This is a genomic window from Verrucosispora sp. TAA-831, assembly GCF_050780145.1.
Classification (GTDB): domain Bacteria; phylum Actinomycetota; class Actinomycetes; order Mycobacteriales; family Micromonosporaceae; genus Micromonospora.
Window position 1 is genome coordinate 1834877 of record NZ_CP192240.1, and the last position, 22177, is coordinate 1857053.

General features: G+C 73.9%; 19 protein-coding genes and 3 tRNA genes. 7 read left to right on the forward strand and 15 right to left on the reverse strand.

Going from position 1 to position 22177, the window contains the following annotated elements:
* The first annotated feature begins 126 nt into the window (after positions 1-126).
* Positions 127-1035 (forward strand): hypothetical protein, encoded by a 909-nt coding sequence (locus ACQVFL_RS08360; RefSeq protein ID WP_396691505.1) that lies wholly within the window; start codon positions 127-129, stop codon positions 1033-1035.
* Positions 1036-1128: 93 nt separating this feature from the next.
* Here ACQVFL_RS08360 and ACQVFL_RS08365 read toward each other — a convergent pair whose 3' ends face one another.
* Together ACQVFL_RS08365 and ACQVFL_RS08370 are read right to left on the reverse strand one after the other, a co-directional pair.
* Positions 1129-1704 (reverse strand): TIGR03086 family metal-binding protein, encoded by a 576-nt coding sequence (locus tag ACQVFL_RS08365; RefSeq protein ID WP_396691504.1) that lies wholly within the window; start codon positions 1702-1704, stop codon positions 1129-1131.
* 93 nt (positions 1705-1797) lie between these two features.
* The gene (locus tag ACQVFL_RS08370) at positions 1798-2400 is read right to left on the reverse strand and encodes a TetR/AcrR family transcriptional regulator (RefSeq protein WP_396691503.1); all 603 of its coding nucleotides are present in this window, start codon (positions 2398-2400) and stop codon (positions 1798-1800) included.
* A gap of 416 nt (positions 2401-2816) precedes the next feature.
* Between ACQVFL_RS08370 and ACQVFL_RS08375 the strand changes: the two genes are divergently transcribed.
* From ACQVFL_RS08375 to ACQVFL_RS08395, 5 genes are all read left to right on the forward strand, one after another.
* Positions 2817-2889, forward strand: a tRNA-Gly gene (locus tag ACQVFL_RS08375).
* A 34-nt stretch (positions 2890-2923) separates the two neighbouring features.
* Positions 2924-2994, forward strand: a tRNA-Cys gene (locus ACQVFL_RS08380).
* Between the two features lie 17 nt (positions 2995-3011).
* A tRNA-Val gene (locus tag ACQVFL_RS08385) sits at positions 3012-3086 on the forward strand.
* A gap of 512 nt (positions 3087-3598) precedes the next feature.
* Complete coding sequence (locus ACQVFL_RS08390; RefSeq protein ID WP_396691502.1) at positions 3599-6475, forward strand: ATP-binding protein; 2877 nt, start codon at positions 3599-3601, stop codon at positions 6473-6475.
* Between the two features lie 112 nt (positions 6476-6587).
* Entirely contained in the window at positions 6588-7403 is an 816-nt protein-coding gene (locus ACQVFL_RS08395) for an AfsR/SARP family transcriptional regulator (RefSeq protein WP_396691501.1), read from the forward strand.
* Positions 7404-7431: 28 nt separating this feature from the next.
* On the opposite strand, the gene ACQVFL_RS08400 is transcribed toward ACQVFL_RS08395, so the two are convergent.
* The 13 genes from ACQVFL_RS08400 to ACQVFL_RS08460 form a co-directional block, all read right to left on the reverse strand.
* Positions 7432-8643 (reverse strand): zinc ribbon domain-containing protein, encoded by a 1212-nt coding sequence (locus ACQVFL_RS08400; RefSeq protein ID WP_431729081.1) that lies wholly within the window; start codon positions 8641-8643, stop codon positions 7432-7434.
* Complete coding sequence (locus tag ACQVFL_RS08405) at positions 8630-9205, reverse strand: phage tail protein (RefSeq protein WP_396691499.1); 576 nt, start codon at positions 9203-9205, stop codon at positions 8630-8632. Before ACQVFL_RS08405 ends, ACQVFL_RS08400 begins: the two co-directional genes overlap by 14 nt.
* Before the next feature lie 28 nt (positions 9206-9233).
* Positions 9234-11183, reverse strand: a complete 1950-nt coding sequence (locus ACQVFL_RS08410; RefSeq protein WP_396691498.1) for a putative baseplate assembly protein — start codon at positions 11181-11183, stop codon at positions 9234-9236.
* The gene (locus ACQVFL_RS08415) at positions 11183-11605 is read right to left on the reverse strand and encodes a GPW/gp25 family protein (protein ID WP_396691497.1); all 423 of its coding nucleotides are present in this window, start codon (positions 11603-11605) and stop codon (positions 11183-11185) included. The genes ACQVFL_RS08410 and ACQVFL_RS08415 overlap by 1 nt, the downstream gene beginning before the upstream one ends.
* 5 nt (positions 11606-11610) lie before the next feature.
* A complete protein-coding gene (locus ACQVFL_RS08420) occupies positions 11611-11964 on the reverse strand; it encodes a PAAR domain-containing protein (RefSeq protein ID WP_431729082.1) in 354 nt (117 codons plus the stop codon).
* Between the two features lie 13 nt (positions 11965-11977).
* Complete coding sequence (locus ACQVFL_RS08425) at positions 11978-13795, reverse strand: VgrG-related protein (protein ID WP_396691495.1); 1818 nt, start codon at positions 13793-13795, stop codon at positions 11978-11980.
* 5 nt (positions 13796-13800) lie between these two features.
* Entirely contained in the window at positions 13801-14550 is a 750-nt protein-coding gene (locus ACQVFL_RS08430) for a peptidase M23 (RefSeq protein WP_396691494.1), read from the reverse strand.
* A gap of 1 nt (position 14551) precedes the next feature.
* Positions 14552-14980 carry a phage tail protein gene (locus ACQVFL_RS08435; RefSeq protein WP_396691493.1) on the reverse strand — a complete coding sequence of 143 codons (429 nt, stop codon included), beginning with the start codon at positions 14978-14980 and terminating at the stop codon, positions 14552-14554.
* On the reverse strand, positions 14977-18114 hold the full coding sequence (locus tag ACQVFL_RS08440) for a hypothetical protein (protein ID WP_431729083.1): 3138 nt from the start codon (positions 18112-18114) through the stop codon (positions 14977-14979). Before ACQVFL_RS08440 ends, ACQVFL_RS08435 begins: the two co-directional genes overlap by 4 nt.
* A gap of 6 nt (positions 18115-18120) precedes the next feature.
* Positions 18121-18279: a DUF6760 family protein gene (locus ACQVFL_RS08445; protein WP_162854369.1), complete on the reverse strand. Its 159-nt coding sequence runs from the start codon at positions 18277-18279 to the stop codon at positions 18121-18123.
* Positions 18276-18758 (reverse strand): hypothetical protein, encoded by a 483-nt coding sequence (locus tag ACQVFL_RS08450; RefSeq protein WP_396691491.1) that lies wholly within the window; start codon positions 18756-18758, stop codon positions 18276-18278. The genes ACQVFL_RS08445 and ACQVFL_RS08450 overlap by 4 nt, the downstream gene beginning before the upstream one ends.
* Positions 18759-18843: 85 nt before the next feature.
* Positions 18844-19287: a phage tail protein gene (locus ACQVFL_RS08455; RefSeq protein WP_350695527.1), complete on the reverse strand. Its 444-nt coding sequence runs from the start codon at positions 19285-19287 to the stop codon at positions 18844-18846.
* 55 nt (positions 19288-19342) lie between these two features.
* Positions 19343-20899, reverse strand: coding sequence for a phage tail sheath family protein (locus tag ACQVFL_RS08460; protein ID WP_431729084.1), 1557 nt, complete (start codon positions 20897-20899; stop codon positions 19343-19345).
* 242 nt (positions 20900-21141) lie between these two features.
* Here ACQVFL_RS08460 and ACQVFL_RS08465 point away from each other — a divergent pair, with 242 nt between their 5' ends.
* Positions 21142-22116 carry an alpha/beta hydrolase gene (locus tag ACQVFL_RS08465; RefSeq protein WP_396691489.1) on the forward strand — a complete coding sequence of 325 codons (975 nt, stop codon included), beginning with the start codon at positions 21142-21144 and terminating at the stop codon, positions 22114-22116.
* Positions 22117-22177: the final 61 nt, after the last annotated feature.

Sequence of the window (22177 nt, forward strand, 5' to 3'; positions counted from 1 at the left end):
ACCGGTTCAATACCGTACGTGAAAAGGGGCATCTTGCTTCACACCACGTGCGAACACGCCCGTCTACCGGCTGGCGTCCGGCCCTCATAGCGTGGCCGATGGAGGCGACCAACAGGAGGACGGATCGTGAGAAGGCTGTGGCGGAACACGCTACGGATCGGGGTGGTACTGGCCTGTGTCACCGGAGTGCACCTGGCCCTGTCCGCGCCGGCACAGGCGGCGTTCGCCACCGAACTCAGCGGCCTGCCGGACCGGTTCACCGCAGGTGGGCGGGTGGAGACGGTCTCTGCCGTGGTCTCCCGCTCGGACCAGGGCGGCTGCATCAAGGTGCGTTGGTCGATGGTGGTCGGTGTGCAGGGCGTACGGCTGGACCAGGTGCGGATCGACCGGATCGAGGAGACCGGTTCGTTCCCGGTGCAGGTGCGCACCGAGGGCAATGCGGCCCGGTTGACGGATCGGCAGCTCGACCCGGGCACGCTCTGCCCGGGGCGTACGGTGACCGCCCAGTACCGGGTCGCGTTCGCCCGTGACGCTGACCCGGGGCGGGTCCAACTCACCGTCGAGGCGTACGACCAGAACCTACAGTTGCTGTCCCGCCAGACGGCCAACCGCGACGTGGTCGGCCGAGGGGCGGCCCGCCCGACGGCGGCACCCACCCCGACCGAGGCGACCCCGAGCGAGTCGCCCCGGGAGTTGGCGCCGCAGCCGACGGAGGACCCGCCGGAGGAGGGCCCCGGGGAGCGGGTCGACGCCGGTGCCGCCGGTGGTGGTGCCGCCGCGCCGGAGGCCGGAGCCGCCGGCAACGTCTCGCAGACCGGGGCCGGGCTCGGCCTGACCGAGGTCGCCTTCCTGCTCGGCGGGTTGCTGCTGTTCCTCGGCGTCGGCCTGCTGATGCGGCTGCGGCAGTTGACCAAGGATCCGGAGCCGGTACCCGCCGACGGTGTCGCGGTGAGCGCCGCGGACCGTTGGGAGCGGCAACCCGGGCCGCGTCAGCGGTGGCGGACGGTACCCCGTGACGGTGGTCGGCTGGGCTGACCGCTCGCGTACTTCACACACCGGGGGTGCGGCCGGCGCGGGTGCTCCCGCGCCGGCCGCCGTACGTGTCGAGCCGTCGCGGTCCCCGAGCCGTCACGGTGCCCAGCCGGGATCACGGCCGAAGGCGGCGATCAGGCGGTCCTGCTCGTCCGCCTGCGGCGAGACGTCGACCCGGTCGTGCACCAGCCCGTTGCTCCGGTAGTCGCCGACGGCGCGGCTGAACCAGCGGGCGCACTCGGCGACCGCGTCGGCGTCCATCCTCGGGTCGGCGCCGATGGCCACGGCCAGGTCCCAGCCGTGCACGAGATGCTCGGCGAGCAGTTGGTGCAGGTACTCCCCGGCGGGCGTGTCGCCGGCCGAGAGGTGCACGGTGCGCTCCAGAGCGCCGGGGGAGGCGGCGGCCACCTCGGCCTGTGCCGCCGCGTCGCGCGCCGCCACGACCGGGTCGGCACCGAGCTGGTCGCCGTCGTAACGGTCGCCGACCTGCGCGATGGTCCGGCCGGCGAGCAGCGCGACACTCCAGTGCTGTTCACCGACGACGTGGTTGACCAGGGTACGGACGTCCCACCCCGGGCACGGGGTCACCGCGGACCACTGCCCGCCGCCGACCTGTTCCACCCGGTCGGTGAACTCCGCCAGGCTGCGCCGGTACACCTCGAGCAGATCCATGGCGTCATTGTGGCCGTCGCCCGGCGACTCCGGTGCAGGTTCGTCCGCCTCGGCCTCCGGCAGAGCTCGTCCGTCCGGCCTCCGGCGGAGTGCTCAGTCGAGCTGTGCGGGGTCGAGGCCCAGTTCCCGGGCGGTCACCAGGCGCACCCACTCGGCGAACTGCCGCCGGGAGATCACCCGGTCGTGCACCGCGAGCTGGACCGCCAGGCCGTCCATGACCGCGCTGATCCGCCAGGCCGCACCGGCCGGGTCGGCGCACTCGAAGACGCCCTCGCGGACCCCGTCGGAGATCACCGTCGCGAGGTCCTGCCGCCAGCGCAGGTCGAGCTTGCGGGAGGCCTTCTCCAACTCCGGGGTGCGCAGCGACTCCGACCAGCCGTCGATCCACATGGACCAGGAAGTGGGCCGACCGGCCGGGGTGTAGAGGCGGAGGATGCGGCGGAGCTTGGTCAGCGGCGGGGCACTGGACCGGGTCACCGTGTCCAGACGAGCCAGATCCTGCTCGACCGCGTACGCGAAGGCCTGCGCGAGCAGCCGTTCCTTGGTGGCGAAGTGGTAGAAGACCAGGGCCTGGCTGACCCCGGCGGCCTGCGCCACGTCCGCCGTTCGGGTGTTCGCCAGACCACGCTGCACGATCACGTCACAAGCGGTGCGCAGCAGGGCATCCAGGCGGATCTCGGCCGCACGTCTCGTCACGCCCGTCACCGTAGCCCATCGAAGCGGACACGGCGTGTCACCAAACCCCTGGTGATCCGGCTTGCGACAGTCGGAACCCGGACACTCGTCGCCCGCCGGGCCGCCCCGGTCGCGCTGCCCGCCATGCGCCCCGCCCGGCCCGAGTTGGCCGTCCGACCTCCCGCCGCCAGATCTTCCGCCCGCCGCCACCCGACCCGCCGGCGTCGGGTCGGACAGACCCCAGCGCAGGTTCCTAGGAAGCCTGTGGAGTAGGGGCGGCCCCACGCGGCGGAACCAGACGTATCGGATGGGTGGGGCTGGAACCGGGCATGCTGGGCGGGCCCGAGTGGAACCGGACGCGCCGGGCGGGGCCCGATTTGGCAAGCGTTCCACCGCTCGGCTAAAGTTCTCATCCGTCACCGGAAAACCGGGGACGTGCGGACGTAGCGCAGCTGGTAGCGCATCACCTTGCCAAGGTGAGGGTCGCGGGTTCGAATCCCGTCGTCCGCTCGGAGCTGCCGCCACGCGTGACGGGGGCAACCTCGGTGGGGTGGCCGAGAGGCGAGGCAACGGCCTGCAAAGCCGTGTACGCGGGTTCAAATCCCGTCCCCACCTCGGCGTAACAAGAGCACGGGCGATTGGCGCAGTGGGAGCGCGCTTCCTTGACACGGAAGAGGTCACTGGTTCAAACCCAGTATCGCCCACCATCGATCGCAGATCGACCGGCCCGCTATCGATCCTGATGGCGGGCCGATTCGTGTCCGGGTGACCGGTGGTGCCGAGCCCGGGCATCCGCGCGGTCGGCCTGCCCCGTACTCCGGCCCCGGCGCCGCGACCTCATGGGTGTCGCCGCCTCGGCCCGGGTCGGTGGAAGCCCTGAGGAGGTCGGTTGACCCGGCTGGCGTCCCCTCTCCGTGGTCGTGTCGCGTCCCGGGAGCCGGGGCGTCCTGGCGCGGAAGCGGGGGCGCGGGGACGGTGGGGCGCGGGGACGGTGGGGCGCGGGGCGTCCGGCGCGCGAGGGTGGCGGCGCGGGAGTGCTGCCGTGCGTGCCCTCCGGGGCGTCGAGCAGCACGGACGCGGTCGCGGTGGGAAAAGCGATCTCAGGAAATGCGTGTCACATTCTCGGTCCTCAATTCGTGGCCATGTCGGGCCGTTGCGGTCGGCTAATATGCACCGATGCGCGTCGCTTCACCGTCCATTCCGTTCGGGTGCATTCGCCATGTTTCCAGTTGATCTGCCAACTGTCTGGGCCGGACGGGAAAAGGAACTGGCCGTCCTGCATACCGCCGCCGAGGCCGCCGGCCACGGGCGTGGCTCGGTGCTGTGGGTGGAGGGTGAGGCGGGCATCGGCAAGTCTGCCCTGGTCGCGACCGGTCTGACAGGTGGTGGGAGCGGCGACCGCGAGGTGTTGTGGGGGACTGCGGACCAGTTGTCCCACCGCTTTCCGCTGCGGGTGATGCTGGACTGTCTCCAGGTTCGGCTGCGCTCGCCGGACCCGCGCCGCGCACGGATCGCCGAGTTCCTGCGGGACCGGCGGCCAGGGCTTTTCGCGGTGGACGACATCGCGATGACGGCCACCGAAATGCTCGTCTCGCTGGTCGACGAGTTGTGTACCGACGGACCCACCGTGCTGGTCCTCGACGACCTGCAATGGGCCGACGAGGCGTCGTTGATGCTGTGGCACCGGCTCGCCCTCGCGGTGGAGGAACTTCCACTGCTGTTGGTCAGCGCGACCCGTCCGGTGCCCACCCGGCAGGACGTCCAGACGTTGCGCGCCGCCACCCTGCGCCGGGGCGGCACCCTGCTGTCGCTCGGCGCGCTCAGTCCGGACGACGTCCGCACGATGACCACCGGGGTCCTCGGTGCGCCCCCGGGGCCGGGGCTCGACCGTCTGCTCGGGCGGGCCATGGGCAATCCGCTCTATCTGCGTGAACTGCTCGACGCCCTGGCCCGGGAGCAGACGGCCGGCGCGCTGCCGAGCGGTGGGGAACTCACCGACGCCGCGCTCGACCGGGTGCCCGCCTCCTTCGCGGCAGCCCTGACCGACCGGCTCAGCGTGGTGTCGGCGGCCACCGCCCAGATGTTGCGGACCGCGTCGTTGCTCGGCGGGGAGTTCGGCGTCACCGACCTCGCCGCGGTGCTCCGCCGGACCGTGTCGGACCTGGCCGAAGGGTTGCAGAACGCGGTCACCGCCGGGATCGTCGTCGGCGTCGGCGACCAGCTCGCCTTCCGGCATCCGCTGATCCGTCAGGCGCTCTACGACAGCATGCCGGCCGCGTTGCGCGCGGCGCTGCACTGCGAGGCGGCGCGGACGCTGGCCGGCGCGGGCGCCGAACCGCTGCGGGTGGCCCAGCAACTGTTGGCGGCCGGCCACACCGGTGACGAGTGGACCCGTACGTGGGTCGTCGAGGCGGCACCGGCGTTGGCGGCCCGCGCCCCGGACATCGCGGCGGAGCTGCTGCAACGCGAGTTGTCGGTGAGCCCGCTCGACCGTGCCGACCAGGCCGCGCTGTCGGTGGAGTTGGCCCGGGTGCTGCTCGACGCCGGGCGTCACTCCGAGGCCGCCGCCCGGGCCCGGTCGGCGTTGACCCTGCCGACCGGGCCGGGACAACAGGCCGAGATGTCCTCGATCCTGGCCCGCACGCTGTTCGGCCAGGGTCGCAACGAGGAGGCGCTGGACGTCCTGGGCGCGGCGCTGCGCCGTCCGGGCGTACCCGCGGTGTGGCAGGCCCGCCTGCTCGCCTCGCTGTCGATGGTCAACCGGGCGAGCAGCGGCGACCTGGACACGGCGGACCGCACGGCGCGGGAGGCGTTGCGGGTGGGTGAGGCGGCCGGGGACGCCTTCGCCGTCGCGTACGCGTTGACGGACCTGTGGCTGACCCACTCGGTCCGCCGTGACCACGAGGCCGCCCTCGACTTCGCCGACCGGGCGCTGGCCGTGCTCGGCGACGCACCCGAGCACGCCGACCTGCGGACGTTCGCCTTCGACGGCCGGATCTTCAGCCTGCAGAACCTCGACCGGTGGCCGGCGGCGCAGGAGACCCTGTGGCGGGCCCGGGCCGTGGGCCAGCGGGACGGTGGGCCGGGTCAGGGCGTCTCCACGCTCACCGCCGCCGTGCTGCTCTACTGGCTCGGTCGCTGGGACGACGCGCTCGCCGAACTCGACATCCTCCAACGGGACAGCACGGCGATCACGTACTCCGGGCTCCGCGAACGCGGTCCGGCGTTGCTGTGGCGCGGTGTCGCCGCGATGATCGCCGGGCGTCGCGGGGACAGCGCCACCGCGACCGCGCACCTGAGCGCCGGTCTGGAGCTTCCCGTGCGTACCGTCGCCGACCGGGAGAATCGCGATTTCCTGCTCGCCGCGCGGGCGCTCGCCGCCGAGCAGGACGGGGATCCGGCACGGGCGCTGGCGGAGCTGTCGGTGGTCCTGGAACGGGGGCCCGGTGAGATGACCCTGCTCCACCAGTGGACGCCCGAGTTGGTGCGGCTCGCGGTGGCGACCGACGACGCGGCGGCGGCCCGGGCGGCGGTGCAGGCGTGCCGGGCGGAGACCGCGGCCGAGTCCCGGCCGGGTCGGGCCGCGGCGGCCCTGCGCCGGTGTCAGGGGCTGTTCGACGACGATCCGACGCCGCTGCGCGAGGCGGTCACGTACTACCGGTCGGTCGGGTCGCCGGTGGAGTTGGCCGGCACGATCGAGGACCTGGCCGCGGTGCTGGCCCGACGCGGCTCACCGGCCGAGGCGAGGACGCTGCTGGGCGAGGCGGTCGACGGGTACGACGGCCTCGGCGCGGTCTGGGACGTGCGCCGCGCCGAGCGGCGACTGCGACGTCTCGGTGTCCGCCGGGGTGTCCGGGGCCCCCGGCCGGCCCGCGCCCGGGTCGGTTGGGACGCGCTCACCCCGACCGAGGCGCGGGTGACCGCACTGGTGGCCCAGGGACGATCCACGCCGGACATCGCCCGGGAGATGTACCTGTCGCGGCGGACCGTGCAGACCCACATCTCGCACGTCCTGGGCAAACTCGGCGTGCGGAGCCGGGTCGAGATCGCCCGCGAGGCGCTGCGCCGCGAGGCGGTGTCCGGCGCCGAGTCCTGACCGGGCGGCTCCGAGATCGGTATGCGTCAACTGACTGATGTCTACGCGCGGTGATCGGCGCAGCATCTGTGGTGGGCACGGCGACCGATGGGGGACGGAGGAGTTCCGGAAGATGAGGTATTCGAGCCAGCAGCCGCTCCGGGGACGGGCGGTCGAGGAACCGGGACCGTCGACCGTCACGCAGCCGGACACGGGCGCGCCACTCGTGGTCCGCTGTTTCGGCGGGTTCCATCTGGAGATCCCGGGGCGTCGGCTGGAGTGGACGACGGTACGGCCGAGGGTGCGCGCCCTGCTGCGGTTCCTGGCCGCCCACGGTGGTCGGCCGGTGCACCGGGAGACCATCCTGACGGCGCTCTGGCCGGAGTTGCCGGTCGGGTCCGGCATCCGCAACCTGCACGTCGGTGTCTCCACGTTGCGGGCGTTCCTCGAACCGGGCGTACGGCGTGGCGAGTCCCGGTTCGTGCGACGTGACGGCGAGTCGTACCTGTTGGATCTGCCGCGCAGTGCCCGCTGCGACGTGCGCTCGTTCGAGAACGCGGTGGCGGCGTGGCGGCGCAACGTGGGCGCGGGGCAGCGGGGCGTCGCGACGGCGGCGCTGCGGGAGGCGCTCGCCCAGTACGCCGGTGACCTGCTGCCGGAGGACGGCCCGGCGGAGTGGGTGGTGGCCGACCGCGACCGCTACCGCACTCTGGCGGCGGAGGCGGCGGTGACGCTCGCCGCGTTCGAACTGGAGGCCGGTGATCTCGCCGGGGCGGCTGCGGCGGCCCGTCGCGGACTGGAGATCGACGGGTTCCGGGACGACGCCTGGCGGGTGCTGGCCGAGGCGCACCAGCGGTCCGGGGACACGGCGGCGGCGGCGCGGACACGCTGCGCCTACGACCGGGTGCTGCGCACACTCGGGGTGCCCGGCCCGGCCCGCGCCGCCTGACGGCGGTCAGAGCGCCGCCTGAGCGCCGTCAGGGGCGGCGGAAGAACTCGACCTCGGCGACGGCGGTACGACGGTCGGGGGCGGTGCCGTAGCTCTGCCGGACGGTGAGCCGGGCCCGCACCACGTCGTCGACCACGTGGTGGAAGGTCTGCGGGCCGGCCTGGTCGGCGAGCTGGAGTACGCGGCTCTCCGAGGTGCCGCCGCTGGTCCAGAGCGTCAGCTCCAGCTCCGCCGGGCGGGCCTGCCGCAGGAACTCGTCGCGCTGCGCCGACACACCGGCGTGCACGATCAGGTCGAGCAGCCGGAACGGTGTGGCGAAGGTGAGTTCGACGTACTCGCCGCCACCGGCGCCCTCGGAGGCGGGGGCCCAGTAGCTGTTGCTGATCCCGTCGACCACCGCCTCCGCCGGGTGGCCGCCCGCCTGACTGGACGCCTGGACCGACACCGGGCTCACCGGCTGCGGATCGGCGAGGCGGTCGCGTACGGCGTCGCCGGCCTGCGGACCGAACCGGGCCACGCCGTACGCGAGACCGGCGAGCAGGGCGACGACGAGCAGCAGTGCGGCGATCCGGCGTACCAGACCCGCGACGCCGGAGCGGGGCCGGAACAGCCAGTTCGCCGCCCGGCCCACGGCTCGGCGCAGGCGCCGCCACCACGACTCCCGGGCGGACGGGCCGGTCCGGGCGTCGAGGGCGTTGCCGCACCGGCGGCAGAACCTGCGGTCCGGCGGGTTGCCCGTCCCACACACCGGGCAGGTGACGCCGCCGGCACTCTCCTCGGTCGAGGATGGGCGTTGCCGGACGACCGGCCGACGGATCGACGGGCGGGCCGGTTGGACCGCCTCCACGACCTCCACCGGTTCGCCGGTCGGAGTCACCGGGGCCGATTCGGCGGCCGTGCCGGTCGGTGTCCACGTGGCCGGGCGCGCCGGTGACTGCACGGTGGCCGGGTGCGCCGGAGTCGGTTCGGTAACCGGGGTCGGTGCGGCGGTCGGTGTCGAGGTCGGGGTCGGGGTCGGGAAGTCGAACCAGGGCGTCGTGTCGTCGGGGGCGTCCGCGGTTCCCGGGTCGACCGGCCGGGCCGTCACCGGATCGTCCGGGGGCGGGGCGGGGCGGGGCCCGGTCGACGGCCGGACGGGCGGCGGCGCGTCCGGGGACTGCTCCCAGTCGAGGAACGATCCGCAGACCCCGCAGAAGGCGCTACCGGGTTCGGCCGGTACGCACCGCTCACACCGCTCCATCGTCGTCACCCTCCGCCGGTTGCCCGTCGGCGACGACCCGGACCGTGCACGGTACGTGCGCCGGCCGGTTCGCCTCCACCAGCGCCCGTAGCGCGTCCAGCGGCACCCGGTCCGGCTCGGGTACCCGTACCGTCACGGTCAGGGCGGGTACCGCCGTGCCGGGAAGCGGCCCGCCCGACTCCGACGACCAGGCCGTACCGCCGTTCTCGGTGATCTCCGGCCGGACCCCGAAGACCATCTGCACCTGTTCCGCCAGGCCCTGCGCGGTACCGCGCACCCGGTGCCGCGCCACCGCCCCGGCGACCGCCTCGCGGCGCTGCGCCAGGGTCCACCCCGGTGCCGTCTCGGCGGCCACCCACCCGGCGAGCCAGTCGACGAAGTCGGCCGGGGCCAGCCGGGGGTCCAGATAGGCGGCGAGGCTGTCCAGCGTCGCGTGCACCGGGGCCAGCACCTCGTCGAAGGCGGCGAGCAGCCGTCCGGCCACGTCGTCCGAGGCATAGATCGCCGGCAGCCGTGGGCCGAACGGATGCGGTGTGCCGAGACCCGCCACCGTGCCGCGCATGGGACATCCCTCTCCGGTCCGGGCGGACCTAGCGTTCCTCCACCCGGACCTGGTGTTCGTAGGAGAAGGCCAACGCGTGCGGGTCGAGGTCGACCCGGGACGTGGCCGTGCCGCGCCGGCCGGTGAGCGGGTCGGCGGGGAAGAGCAGCACCTCCTCCAGCAACGCGACGCCGGGCAGGTGCTGGAGCACCCCGAAGAGTTCGCCGGACTGCACCGGTCGGCCGAACGGCCAGCCCGTCCCGTCCGGCCCGCCGCGCAGCGGGTTGAGGTAGCCGTAGAGCGCGTCGAGCACCGCCGTACGGACCCGTCCGGCCTGCGCACCGGGCCGGGCCCTCAGCCGGACCGCCACGGTGACGCCCTGGTAGAAGGGGGGTTCCACGCTGAGTCGTACGCCGATGGGGCGGCGCGCGTCCAGGTGCTCGGCGATGGTGGCGAGCATGTCGTCGGGCGGGATCAGTTGCTCGAAGCGGAGCTGCTCACCGGCGTCCGCGACCGCTTCGGGCACCACCAGCAGGCGTACCCCGCCGGGGTCGGCGCCGTCCCCGGCGGACAGGCAGCGGATCCGGGCCGCGGCCGGTACGGCCTGCCCGGCGATCAGCTCGTAGTCCCGGGCGGTCACCGCCCGGTCCTGTGCCCGCAACTGCACCGGGCCCCGCTGGCGGGCGCTCTGCACCGACTCGCCGTCCACGCCGCCGAGGGCGGCCTCCCGGTTCTCCACCCGGCTGACGTACGGCACCGAGCTGCGCAGCATCGAGATCGCGCCCCGGGCCACGTTGCCGCGCCGTCCACCGCCGGTGCGGTACCGCCTTACCCGCAGGCGGGCGCCGTTGGGCGGCACCGCGCCGTAGCGGCGCAGCGATCCGTCCGGTTCGCGGACCGCCGGCCCGAACTCCACCTCGCCGGTGGTCCGGTCCACGGTCACGCACCGGTCGTCCGGGCCGGTGGCGCCGAACGCGTCCACCTCGGTCCACTCCTGCCAGCCGGTGCCGTCGGAGACCTCGACCACGAACGGCTCGTCGTCGGGGAGCACCGGCGGGCGGGCCACCCGAAGGCGCAGGCCCGGTACGCCCTCGGACTCGCCGAGGAACTCGCCCACCACCGTCTCGGCGTGCACCGCCTCGACGGTGCCGCCGATGGTGAAGGCCGTCGCGGCGCGGATCGTCGGGGAGGCCGAGTAGAACGGCTGGCCGGGCTCGGCGGCGACCAGCCGGCACCGCAGCCAGGCGGCCCGCTGGCCGCCGACGGTGGAGGTGGTGTGTCCGGCCGGTACGTGCAGCACCACGTCGCCCGGCCGGTTGAGTCCACCGGTGGAGTCGCTGTCCACCTCGCACTCCGTCCAGCCTGCGCCGTCCCATGCCTCCCAGCGCACCGGCGGCTGCCGGGGGTCGACGCCGATGCCCTCCACCCGGCTCTCCAGCCGCAGCACCACCACGCAGGACGGGACCGCCGCGTCCAGGCCGAACAGCACCGCGTCGCCGACCGCGGGCGGGGTGGCGAAGCAGGCCACGTCCCGGCCGTCGAGCACCTGGTCGGTGCGGTCGGCGGCCGGACCGTCGGCGGGATGCACGCGCAGGTGGGCCAGCTCGCACGGCACGATCGCCAGGTCGGTGTCGGTGGCGAAGACGATGGCCTCCTCCGTCTCGGTACGCACCGTGCCGGCCTCGGTCCCGGCCCGCAGCAGCACCGTCTCGGCCTGCGGGGCGGCGAGCCAGAACGTGAGCGCGGACCGTGCCGCGGTCGGTGGGAACAGGCGTACGCCGATCAGGTCGAGGAAGGCCAGGTAGTTCTTCTCCGGCACCCGGTTCAACCGGTACAGCAGCTCGTCGGTCATCTGTGCGAACGCCTCGACGAGCGTGACCCCCGGGTCGGAGACGTTGTGGTCGGTCCACTCCGGGCAGCGCTGCTGGATGAAGCGTTTGGCGTCGTCGACGAGGTGCTGGAAACGTCGGTCGTCGAGGTTGGGTGCGGGCAGGGCCATCAGTACGTCGCCTCCACCTCGGCCCCGTCGTGCGACGGGATCACATAGAACGGGAAGACCAGGTTGCGGGGGTCGTTGGTCCCGCGCAGCACGTACCGGAGGTCGATGTAGAGAGTGCCGGCGGTCACCTCGTCGAAGCCCACCAGAACGTCGGTGACCTCGATCCGGGGCTCCCAGCGGTCGAGTGCGGCGCGTACCTCGAAGGCGACCTGCCCGGCGGTGTTCTCGTCGGCGGGCGCGAAGACGAAGTCGTGGATCGCGCAGCCGAACTCGGGGCGCATGGGTCGCTCACCGGGTGCGGTGCCGAGGATGAGCCGGATCGCCTCGACGATCTCCCGCTCCCGGTTGACCAGCGCGATGCCGCCACCGGCGTCGAACCGCAGCGGGAACGCCCACCCGGCACCGATGAACTGCTCCGCCACCTCGCTCAGCCCCCGATCGAGACGTTCAGGGCGCCGGTCAGGATCGTCGCCGAGCAGGTGGTCCGGTCGCCGACCCGGGCGGCGGGGAAGCCGCCGATCAGCACCTGCCCGCCCGCCCGTGGCGGGCTGGGCACCACCACGTTGCCCGGGCCGAGGGCCAGGTGCGGTGGCGGCACCGGGCAGGTGCACACAGTGCCGACCACCGCCGCCGGTCGGCCACCGATGAGCACGCTGGCCACGCCGAGCAGGGGACCGGCCGGCGACGCGGCACCCCCGGGCAGACCTGCGGCGGGCGGGCCGACGCTTCCGGTGGGTGCGCCGTGGCCGACCCTGTCCCCGATACGGGCTGCTGCTGGCATCGCGTTTCCCTCCTCAGTTGATCCGGACGATCCGGCCGGAGATCGACACGCTGTCACCGGTGAGCTTCAGCTCGCCGGTCCCGGCGTCCACCGACACGCCTCGACCGGTGACCGAGACCGGCCCGCGCGACTCGACCGAGACGCCCCCGGTGCCGCGGACGGTGAGGTCGGTCTTGGCCTCGATCACCACGCTGCCGTCGCTGCGGACCACCACCGACGTGCCGGCCCGGTCCAGGTGCACCAGCAGGTTGTCGGTGCCCTTCTGGGTACGCAGCCGAACCCCCTGCGCCGCGGCGGCGACGGTCGGCCCGTCCAGCAGCTCGACCCAGTTGCCGGTGGTCCCGCCGCCGGTCGCCCGGCCGTTGCGGGAGGCGAACGAGAGTCGGTTCACCGCCCCGCTGGTCGGGTCGACGAGTGGACCGTCGTGCGGCGAGGGCTGGTCGACGCCGTTGTAGAGCCCGCCGATCACGTACGGCCGGTCGAGCAGCCCCTGTTCGAAGCCGACCAGCACCTCGTCACCGACCTCGGGGCAGCACACCCCGCCGCCGCCGGTTCCGCCCAGTTGCACCGTCCGGACCCAGTCGGTCTCGTACTCGTCGTCCAGCCAGGGGAAGCGGAGCTTGACCCAGCCCCGGTCCCGGCGTTCCGGATGGTTACGGTCCCGGACGGCGTTGGCGTCGGTGACCACGCCGACGGCCAGCCCCGGCATCCGCGACCGGAGCGCGACCGGGTTGCCGCCGGTGAGGCCGCCCAGCGACCGGTCCTGGGCGCCGCTGACCGTCAGCCAGGTCTCGTAGAACCGCGCCGGCCCGAAGAGGTGCCGACTGGCGGTCACGGTGTACTTGCCGACGAACGGCTTCCCGACGCCGCTGAGCGTGAACGGCACGCCGGTGCGCAGCAGCGGGTTCCCCCGGAGCGCCACCTCGAGTTCGGCGAAGCCACTCGCCACCTGGGCGGCCAGCGACCGGGACACGGTGTCGACCTCGGCCGCCGTCTCGTACGGCACGTCGGCGACCAGCATCTCGGCGTTGCCGAACCGCTCCGCCAACTCCCCGGCGGTCACCGGCAGTCGTACCTCGTCGCTGTCGCGCACCCGGGTACGACCGATCACCGGCTGGCGGGTACGGCGGTCCCAGCCGCGTACCTCGACGTCGGTGAACTGGCCGGCCGAGGTGACGGTGGCGTGCATGGAGAGGACGTTGCCGTTGACCTCCGCCACGAAGTCGCTGCGCTCGGCGGGCGTCTGCGTGCCGGGGGCGGAGGCGGCGCGGACCGGCCGGCGGAACACGAACCGTCCGTCGACCATCGCCACCTCGGCGTCGTTGTCGGCGGCCAGCATCCGGAGGAACTCCCAGTCGCTGACGTTGGGCTGCGCCACCACCTCGTAGACCACGGTGGTGGGATCGATCCGGCCGATCGGCAGACCGGCGAACCGGGCCAGTTCCCCGGCGATGTCGGACGCCTTCCGGTTGAGGTAGCGGGCCACCCGTCGGCCGCGCCGGAGGCGGTGCGACAGGTCCAGGGCGCGGATCGTGGTGTACGTGCCGGTGCCGTCGAACTCCGTCTCGACGGTGATCACCTCGCCGGTGAACAGCGGTGTCTCGCCGTTGCGGTCGCCGGGCCGGACCGCCACGGTCAGCTTCTGGCCGATCGTGATGCCGACCTTCTCCACCATCAGCGAGCCCGGATCGCGGTAGCGCAGGGTCGCCACCGCCGGCATGTTGACGCCGTCCTCGACGCAGCCGTACGTCAACTCCTCCGGCCAGGGGGCGGGGATCTCGTCCGTGGGCAGGCCGACCTTGAGCAGGTTGGTCAGGGTTCCGGTGGGCACGTGAGCTACCTACCTTCCGCGGCGGCACCGGACCCGACGGATACGCGGGACAGGGCGGTCGGGACCTCGTCGGGCGCGGGCAACAGCAGCTCGGTGCCGGGTGGCAGCCGGCTCGGGTCGTCGAGGTCGTTCGCCTCGGCGATCACCCGCCAGAGGGTCGGGTCCCCGTACTCGCGGTGGGCCAGCAGCGGCAACGAGTCGCCGTCCACCACCCGGTGCACCCGACGCGCCGAGCGGGTGCCCGAGGTGGGGTTCTGGGCGGGCTTGCTGCCGTTGATCTCGGTCAGGTTCACCGCGCAGGTCGCCCGCAACGGGGTGCCGGAGCTGTCGAACAGCGTGTACGTCGCGGTGACCTGGCTGACGTACGAGTAGAACGAGACGGTCTGGAACTGGCCCCAGGTGAACTTCACCCACGGTGGCGAGGGCGCCTTCGCGGCGATGCTGGCCGTGGTCGGCGTACAGCAGGACAGCAGGCTCTCCACGCGCTGCTGCACGGTACGGCTGTGCGTGTCGGTCACGTCGAGGAAGACCGTCAGCGCGAGGTTGCGCGGCTCCGAGCCGGTGAACTCCGGGATGCCGACCTGCTCTGCGCCACGGACCACGTGCGGGATCCAGGAGGCCGACTTGGTCAGCGTCAGCTCGTTCGGGTTGAACATGAAGGTGATCGGGCCGCCCAGCGCCCCGCCGGGACGGTTGCCGCCGCCCAGCGGCGGGTTGTAGCGCTGGAGGAACGCGGAGACCTTGCCGGTCGGCATGTCAGCCCACCTCCAGGAAGCCGTGGTAGGCGAGTTCGATGCTCTCGGTGGCCGTCTCGGAGCGGGCCGGGTCGAAGGACGGGCCGGTCCAGCGGACCAGGACGACGTCGGCCAGTCCCCACTGGACCAGCAGGGCCCGGTTGGGCTGTAGTGCCGCGATCTGGGCGGTGCCCCGGGTGACGCCCTGTGGGAGTTTGGCGAGCAGCCGGGCCACCTTGGCGGTGTCCGGGATCAACGGTCGGGTGAGCGTGACGTTGGTGTAGCGCACCCGCGACGGCAGTTGCCAGACGAAGCCGTTGTTGCCGCCCTCCTGGTGCTGCTCCACCTCGACCTCGCAGCCGAGCCCGTCGCAGGAGTTCCAGTTGCCGAGGTCGATGCCGTCGATGCGGAGCCGGAAGTGGACGCTGGTGCCGGGGTCGACGTCGCTCACCGGCCACCGTCCAGCCACCGGCCGGAGCGTTCACGTCCGCGCCGGAGCTCGGTCCGCAGCAGCCGGGAGATCGGTTCGAAGAGCCGGTGGGCGAGTTCGTCCAGGGCCCTGGGGTCCAGGTGGTGGAACCGTTCGGCGCTGTCCCGGTCCTCGTGTCCCCCGCCTGGCGACGTCCGGGTGGGGGCGTCCCGGGTCGTGCCGGTCGTGGCGCGGTCGGAGCCGCCGGCCGTCTTGGCGCGGGTGGTGGTCGAGGTTCCGGACGCCACCGGTCCCGTCCGCTGGACCACGGTGGCGGGGCGCGGCGCGGTGGACGTGCCGCCGCGCGGTGTCCGCTGGATCTGCGGTGCGGCACCGATCGGCGTGGTGGCACCCGCGGCGCGGGTCACGACCGGCGGGCGCGGCGCCGGGCCGGCGGGCGCGGGTGCCGACACGGCGGCCGTGGCGGTCGCCCGGACCGGTCCGGTGACCGGTCGGGCCGGGTGCGGCCCGGCACCCGGACCGGGCCGGGTGCCGGAACCTGCGACAGACGCTTCTGGTCCGGTCATCGTGGGGGCCTCCCTGGTGCTCGCCGAGGTTCGGCTGGTCGTGGTCTCCGGTGCACTGCCGGTCGACCGGACCCACCGGACCGGCACTGCGGACCCGGCCGGGGTGCGGGCAGCCGCCGGTGTCCTGGATCCCGTGCCACGTCGGGGCGTCGCGTCGAGCCCGGACCGTTGCAGGACCGGCCTCAGGGGCCGCTCGCCGAGCAGCGGGGCGCGCCCCGTCCGCCGGTCGGCCGCCGTGCCGCGCGGCGTCGGCGCCGGGCCGGCACCCCGCACCGTCGGCCCCCTACCGGCCGCCGCAGCGGCGGCCGGGGAGTGCGGACGGACGACCGGCGTGTCCGACCGGACGGTCACCGATCGGGGCCGCGGTGACGCTGCCGCCGGGGCGGACGGCTCGGCGGGGTACGTCATCGGGCGCGGGGCCTGCTGCGGGGCGGCGGACCGGGTCTGCACCACCGGGGCCGCGTCACCGGTCTGCGTCGAAGACCCCGGAGGTGTGCCACCGGCCCGGGGCACGGACGCCGGGCCTCCGGTCCGCACCAGTGGTGCGTTGCCGCTCCCGGCCGGGACCGGACCGTCGGCCCGGGTCGGGGCTGCGCTGCCGGTCCCGGTCGAGGTGTGGCCTGCGGCCCGGGGCCGGGACGCGTTGCCGGTCCCGGCCGGGGTCGGGCTCGCGGTCAGGGGCGGGAACACGCTGCCGGTCCCGGTCCGGGATATCGGGGTCGGGCTCGCGGTCCGGGGCGACGGGGTCGCGCTGCCGTTGCCGGTCGGGACCGGACGGTCCGGGTGTGCCGGGAGCATGGCCGTGGGCGTCGGGGCGGCCGGTGCCCTGTCGAGCGGGCGGACCCGGGCCGGACCCGTCGGCGGGGAGACCGTCGGCGGCGCGGGCCGGTGGGCGGCGTCGCCGGGGTGGGGCGAGGTGTCGGCGGTGGTGCGTCGGGTCGGCACCGGACCGGTGGCGGCTACCGGCCGGGCCGCGACTCGTGGCGGGGCCGCGTCCGGGGTGAGCGGGGCCCCGAGGCCCACCAGCGGGTTGGGGGGAGGTACCGGCGGACCGCTCCGACCCGCCGGTACCTCCCGGAGCGGTGACCGGCCCGGGCCGGACGGCCCCGCTCCGGCTTCCGACCTCGACCCGCCGGCCCCCGGTGGTCGTACCACCGGAGCACTCTCCGGTCGACCGGTGACACCTCGCGGTGCGGAGGTCGGGGAGTGCGGACCGGCACCGGCACGTCCAGCCGGGCCACCGGACGGGGCGCCTCCGCCGGGTGCGGCCGGAGTGGCACCGGTCGACGTCCCCCCACCATGGAGGCGAGTGGACCGCTGCACCGGTGCCGCGTCGCCCGCGCCGGACGTGCCGCCGCCCGCGCCACGGCCGGAGTACGCGTCCGTGGGCCGGGTGCGCGCCGGGCTGGACCCAACGGATCTGGGCGAAGGCTGGTCCGGGGCCGGACGACGGGCGGACAGCACCGCCGGTGGCGAGTCCGGGTCGGGTGGCGGCATCACGACGGGCTCGCCGAGACCGAGTCGCGGTGCGGCGCCACCGATCCGGGGCGCCCGCGACACCGGAACCGACCCGTTCGACGTGGCGGGCGGCGGGTCGCGGCGGGTCGGCGTGGTGCGGGCCGGGGCACCGGTCGAGGTCGGCGGCACCGGCCCACCGGTCCGCGCGGCGTCGCCGGTCGACGGGGCCGGGCGGTCCGACGTCGTCGGCACCGGGGCGGTCCGGACGGCGGGCAGCGGATCGTGCCGGGTCGGTGTCGGGGCGTGCCCGGTCGACGTGGCGGGCAGCGAAGCGGGGCCGGTCGGTGCGGCGTTGATCGGTGCGGGGCCGGTCGGTGCGGGGCCGGTCGGCACGGCCGGACCGGGAGCCGTCGGACTGGACGCGGCGCGGTGAGCCGGTGCGGCGGAACCGGAGGGGTTCGGGCCGGACGGGGCCGCGGTGCGCGGTGTCCAGGCTCGGTCGGCGGGGCCGGATCGGTGGGCGGGTACCCGGCGCGGCGGCGCGCTGACCTGGGCGAGCGTCAACGGCGTACCGGCTCGGCGGGCCGGGGCGGGACGGACCGGTCGGGGCGTCACGGCCGCTGTCGGGGCCGGATCCTCGGGAGCCGGGCCGTCCGCGTCGGTCAGGGGGCCGGTGGGGGAGGCCGACGGCGCACGGAGGGCCACCGGGAGCGTGGGACCCGGCTCGGCCGGGGTGGCGGTGGCCCGGCGTTGCACCGGCAGGGCGGAGTCGGGAACGGTCGAACGCCGCACCGGCCGGGCGGTGGCACGGTCCGGCGTCGCCGCCGGTGCGGACACCGGGCGGAGCAGGTCGTGTGCCAGCCCGCTGGGCGCGTCCGGGCTGACCAGGTGGTGCAGGGGACGACGGGCGGTGGGGTCCTGCCAGGTGGCCAGCCGGTGCCGGAACCCGACCGGGTCGCTGATCGGCACCTCGACACCGGCGAGCAGACCGTCCATCGGCGGTACGCTCCGCCAGCCCCGGCCGTCGACGACCGGGGTGGGAGCCGGGTCAGCGGCCGGGGTCGGGTCGACCGGGAGGGCGTCGGGCCGGACCGGTCCGCGCCACCGCCGGAGCAGGTCGCGTACGCCCATCGTCGATCACCGCCCCTCGTTGACGCGGGTGTTGATGGCGGCGATCTCCGCGACGTAGCGCCGCCGTTCGTCGTGGCGCAGGTCGAGGATCTCGTCGCGGGACCAGTGGAAGTGGTAGGCGACGTACGCGACCTCCTCGTAGAGCCGGTCGGTCGCGTACGTCACGATTCCCCCGGGCGACCACCGGCCAGGTCCACCTCGAAGTCCGAGGTGCAGTGCGGGCAGGTGACCGCGGCACGGGTGTGCCCCTCCGCGTTGATGCGGCGGTAGAAGTCCTGCAGGAAGGTCAGGTCCGAGGCGAACAGCCGTTCCACGTGTTCGGCCCGTACGTCGGTGATCGTGCCCAGCCGGGTGACGACCATGCTGAGCAGCACGACCGACAGGTAGGCGGGGTTGTCCTTGACCCGCAGGTCGACCAGCGGACCGAGTTCGTCGCGGGCGGTCGCCAGCCGCATGGTGCCGTGCCGGTGCAGGGCGCCCGCCTCGTCGACGTACCCCCGGGGGAGTTCGAAGGAGAACTCGGTCTGGAGCCTCGGCGGCTCGGGCGTCGGTGCGGCCCGGCCGTTCGGGGCGGCCCCGGCGTCGGTGTCCGGGCCGTCGAGCGGCTCCTCCGGGGCGGTGTACGAAACAGTGCGTCGTCTCATCGACCTCACGGCGTGCGGACCCGGCCCGAGTCGGGCCGGGAGTGGCCGCCGCTACCTCCCTTCGCGCGGTCCGTGGCGATGTGGCTCAGGAACTGGTGATCTCCTCGAAGACGATGGTGATCTTCTCGGTGGCCGGGGAGGTGTCACCGGCCCGCAGGCTGGGTCCCTCCCACCGGCTCACCCAGGCGTTGGTCAGGTCCCACCGGCGCTGTTCCGAGTTCTCCGCGTCCACCACGATCACGCTGATGTTCTGCCGGGCGGTGTTGATCGCGCCCTTCTCGTACGTGTCCTTGATCCATTCGGTGAAGGCGCTGCTCTTGTCCAGGCCACGGGTGATGGTCACCTCGCCGCCCTTCCGGGCCCCCGGGATCTTGCGGATGATGTACTCCCCGGTCGGGGTGACCTGGGTGACCTCGATCGCGTCGAGTTCCACCGTGAGGCCGCTGACCTCCTGGACCGATTCGACCCGTGCCTTGCCCAGCTCCACCTGGAACCGGTGGGTAACGAAGGTGTCGCCCGTCTCCGCCATCGCTGGCTACCGTCCTTTCCTAGCCGTCACATGTCTGTGCTGGGTACGCTTCGGGTCACTCGGAGACGAGGCTGGTGCTGTCGGAGTACTGCGACATCCGGAACACGACGAACTCGGCGGGGCGTACCGGGGAGACACCGACCTCGCAGACCACCCGGCCGAGGTTGACCGACTCCGGCGGGTTGGTCTCCCGGTCGCACTTGACGTAGAACGCCTCGGCGGCGGTGCTGCCGAACAGCGCCCCGCTGCGCCACTCCTCGGTGAGGAACGCGGCGATGTTGCGCCGGATCGTGCCCCAGAGCCGCTCGTCGTTCGGCTCGAAGACCGCCCACTGGGTGCCGAGCAGGATCGACTCCTCGATGTAGTTGAACAGCCGACGCACGTTGATGTAGCGCCAGGCGGGGTCCGAGGAGAGGGTCCGCGCGCCCCACACCCGGATGCCGCGACCGGGGAAGGTACGGATGCAGTTCACCCCGATCGGGTTGAGCAGGTCCTGCTCGCCCTTGGTCACCGAGTTCTGCACCTCGATCACGCCCCGGAGCACGTCGTTCGCCGGTGCCTTGTGGACCCCGCGTTCCGCGTCCGTCCGCGACCACAGACCGGCGACGTGCCCGCTCGGCGGCAGGAACCGGTGCTGCCCGCTGGCCGGGTCGAACACCTTGATCCAGGGGTAGTAGAGGGCGGCGAAGCGGGAGTCGTACCCCGCCTCCTCCTGCCGCCAGGTCAGCACGCCCCGGGCGGTCAGCTCCGGCGGCGGGTCGAGCAGCGCCATCCGGTCGCCCATCTGCTCGCAGTGCGAGATGACCGCCAGTTGGACCGCCTTGACGTCCTCCAGGCTGATCCGGCCCTGCTGGTAGGCGCTCATCAGGTCGGGCACCGCGACCATGGTGATCTCGTCGACCGCCTCCAGCCCGCCGAAGCCGGTCCGGGCGTCGGCGTCACCGACGTAGTCGTCGGCGGAGATCCGGGCGGGCAGGCCGGCGTCCTCGGTCGGCACCGGCGGCACGGTCACCGACTGCTTCGAGGGCCGGGCCAGCGAGCTCGCCGGTGCCGCCTCCTCGACCGCGATCAGCTTCGACCGTTCCCGCACCTGGTTGACCACGTACGCCTTGGTGTTGCGCTTCGCGGAGACGTCGAACGCCTCCCGTTCCGTGCCGCCCTGTCGGACCACCAGCCGGAACCGGTCCTCCGGCACGGACTCGCCCTCGACGTCGGCCACCTCCACGGTGAGTTCACCGCCGTCACCCGAGCCGGGCAGGGCGGTGACGGTGAAGGTGCCGAGCGACACCGACGGCCCGGTGACCGTGCGGTCCGTCCTGGTCGCGCCGGTCGCCTCGGTCGCAGTCTCCGGGGCACCGACCCGCACCACGTAGCAGATGCCACCGCCGTTGGCGAAGTAGCCGTACACCGCGTGGGCGAGGTAGGCGTCGTCGAGCGCCTCCCCGAACGTCTGGACGAACTGGCTCCAGTTCGTGACCAGAGTCGCGGTGTGGAACGGCCCCCTGGCGGCGAAGCCCACGAAGGCGGCGACGGCGGTACCCACACCCTCGATCGGGCGTGAGCCGCTCGGCACCTCCTCCACGTACACCCCGGGTGACAGGTACGACGGCATGACACGCTCCCTCGGGCACGACGGCGATCCGTGAGGAGAAGTCTGGTCAGGCCCGGTGCCGGCAACCATGACTCGACGGGCGGGCGGCGGGGAAGCGGCCACTACCCGAAGGGGCAGTCCACCGACAGTGCCGTCAGATGGCGGATGTCTTTCCGGACGGGGGCCGGAGAGGCTCCGCGTACCCGGGGGACACCTCGGTGTGTCTCCGCCGCGTGCGCGGCCCGGATTTCCGGAGTGGTCGGATGCCTGTCCCCGGACGACACGTTCCCGCCGGGATCGTGCTGGAACCCGCCGCCCGACGGTTCGCCGAGGCGACCGCGCGACCGCCGTACCTGCACGAGCTGGGGCCGGAGCGGGGCCGGCGGCTCCTGGACGACCTCCAGTCCGGGCACCTGGCCCGGCCCGACGCCGACCTGGACGAGCGGGTGGTGCCCGGTGGGCCCGGCGGCGAGATCGTGGTCCGGGTGGTCCGGCCGTCCGGTGCCATCGGCCGGTTGCCGGTGATCCTCTACCTGCACGGCACCGGCTGGGTCCTCGGGAACTGCCGCACCCACGACCGGCTGGTCCGGGAACTGGCCGCCGGCACCGGCGCCGCGGTGGTCTTCCCGTACTACAGCCTCGCGCCGGAGGCGTGCTACCCGGTGGCGGTCGAGGAGTGCCACGCGGTGCTGCGCTGGCTCGCCGACGCGGGTGCGGCCGACCTGGACGGTGAACGGATCGCCGTGGCCGGTGACTCGGTGGGCGGCACGCTGGCGACGGCGGTGACGCTGCTGGCGAAGCGGCGCGGTACGCCGCGACCGGTCGGGCAGGTGCTGTTCTACCCGGTCACCGACGCCGGCTTCGACACCGCGTCGTACCGGATGTTCGCCGAGGGATTCCACCTGCGCCGGGACACCATGCGCTGGTTCTGGGACCAGTACGCGCCGGACGCGGCGGTACGGGCCGAGGCCGCCGCCTCGCCGCTGCGGGCGGCCCCGGAACACCTCGCCGGGCTGCCGCCCGCGCTGGTCATCACCGCCGAGGCCGACGTGCTGCGGGACGAGGGAGAGGCGTACGCCCACCTGCTGCGCTCGGCCGGAGTCCAGGTCTCGGCGACCCGCTACCAGGGGATCGTCCACGACTTCGTGATGCTCGACGCGTTGCGCGGCACCGAGGCGGCCGAGGCCGCCATCAACCAGGCGGTCACCTTCCTCAAGCGGACCCTGCGGCTGGCCTGAGCGGTGCGCCGCCGATGCCCGCCCGCGTCGCCGGCATTTCCCGATCCGCCCCGCGTGCGTT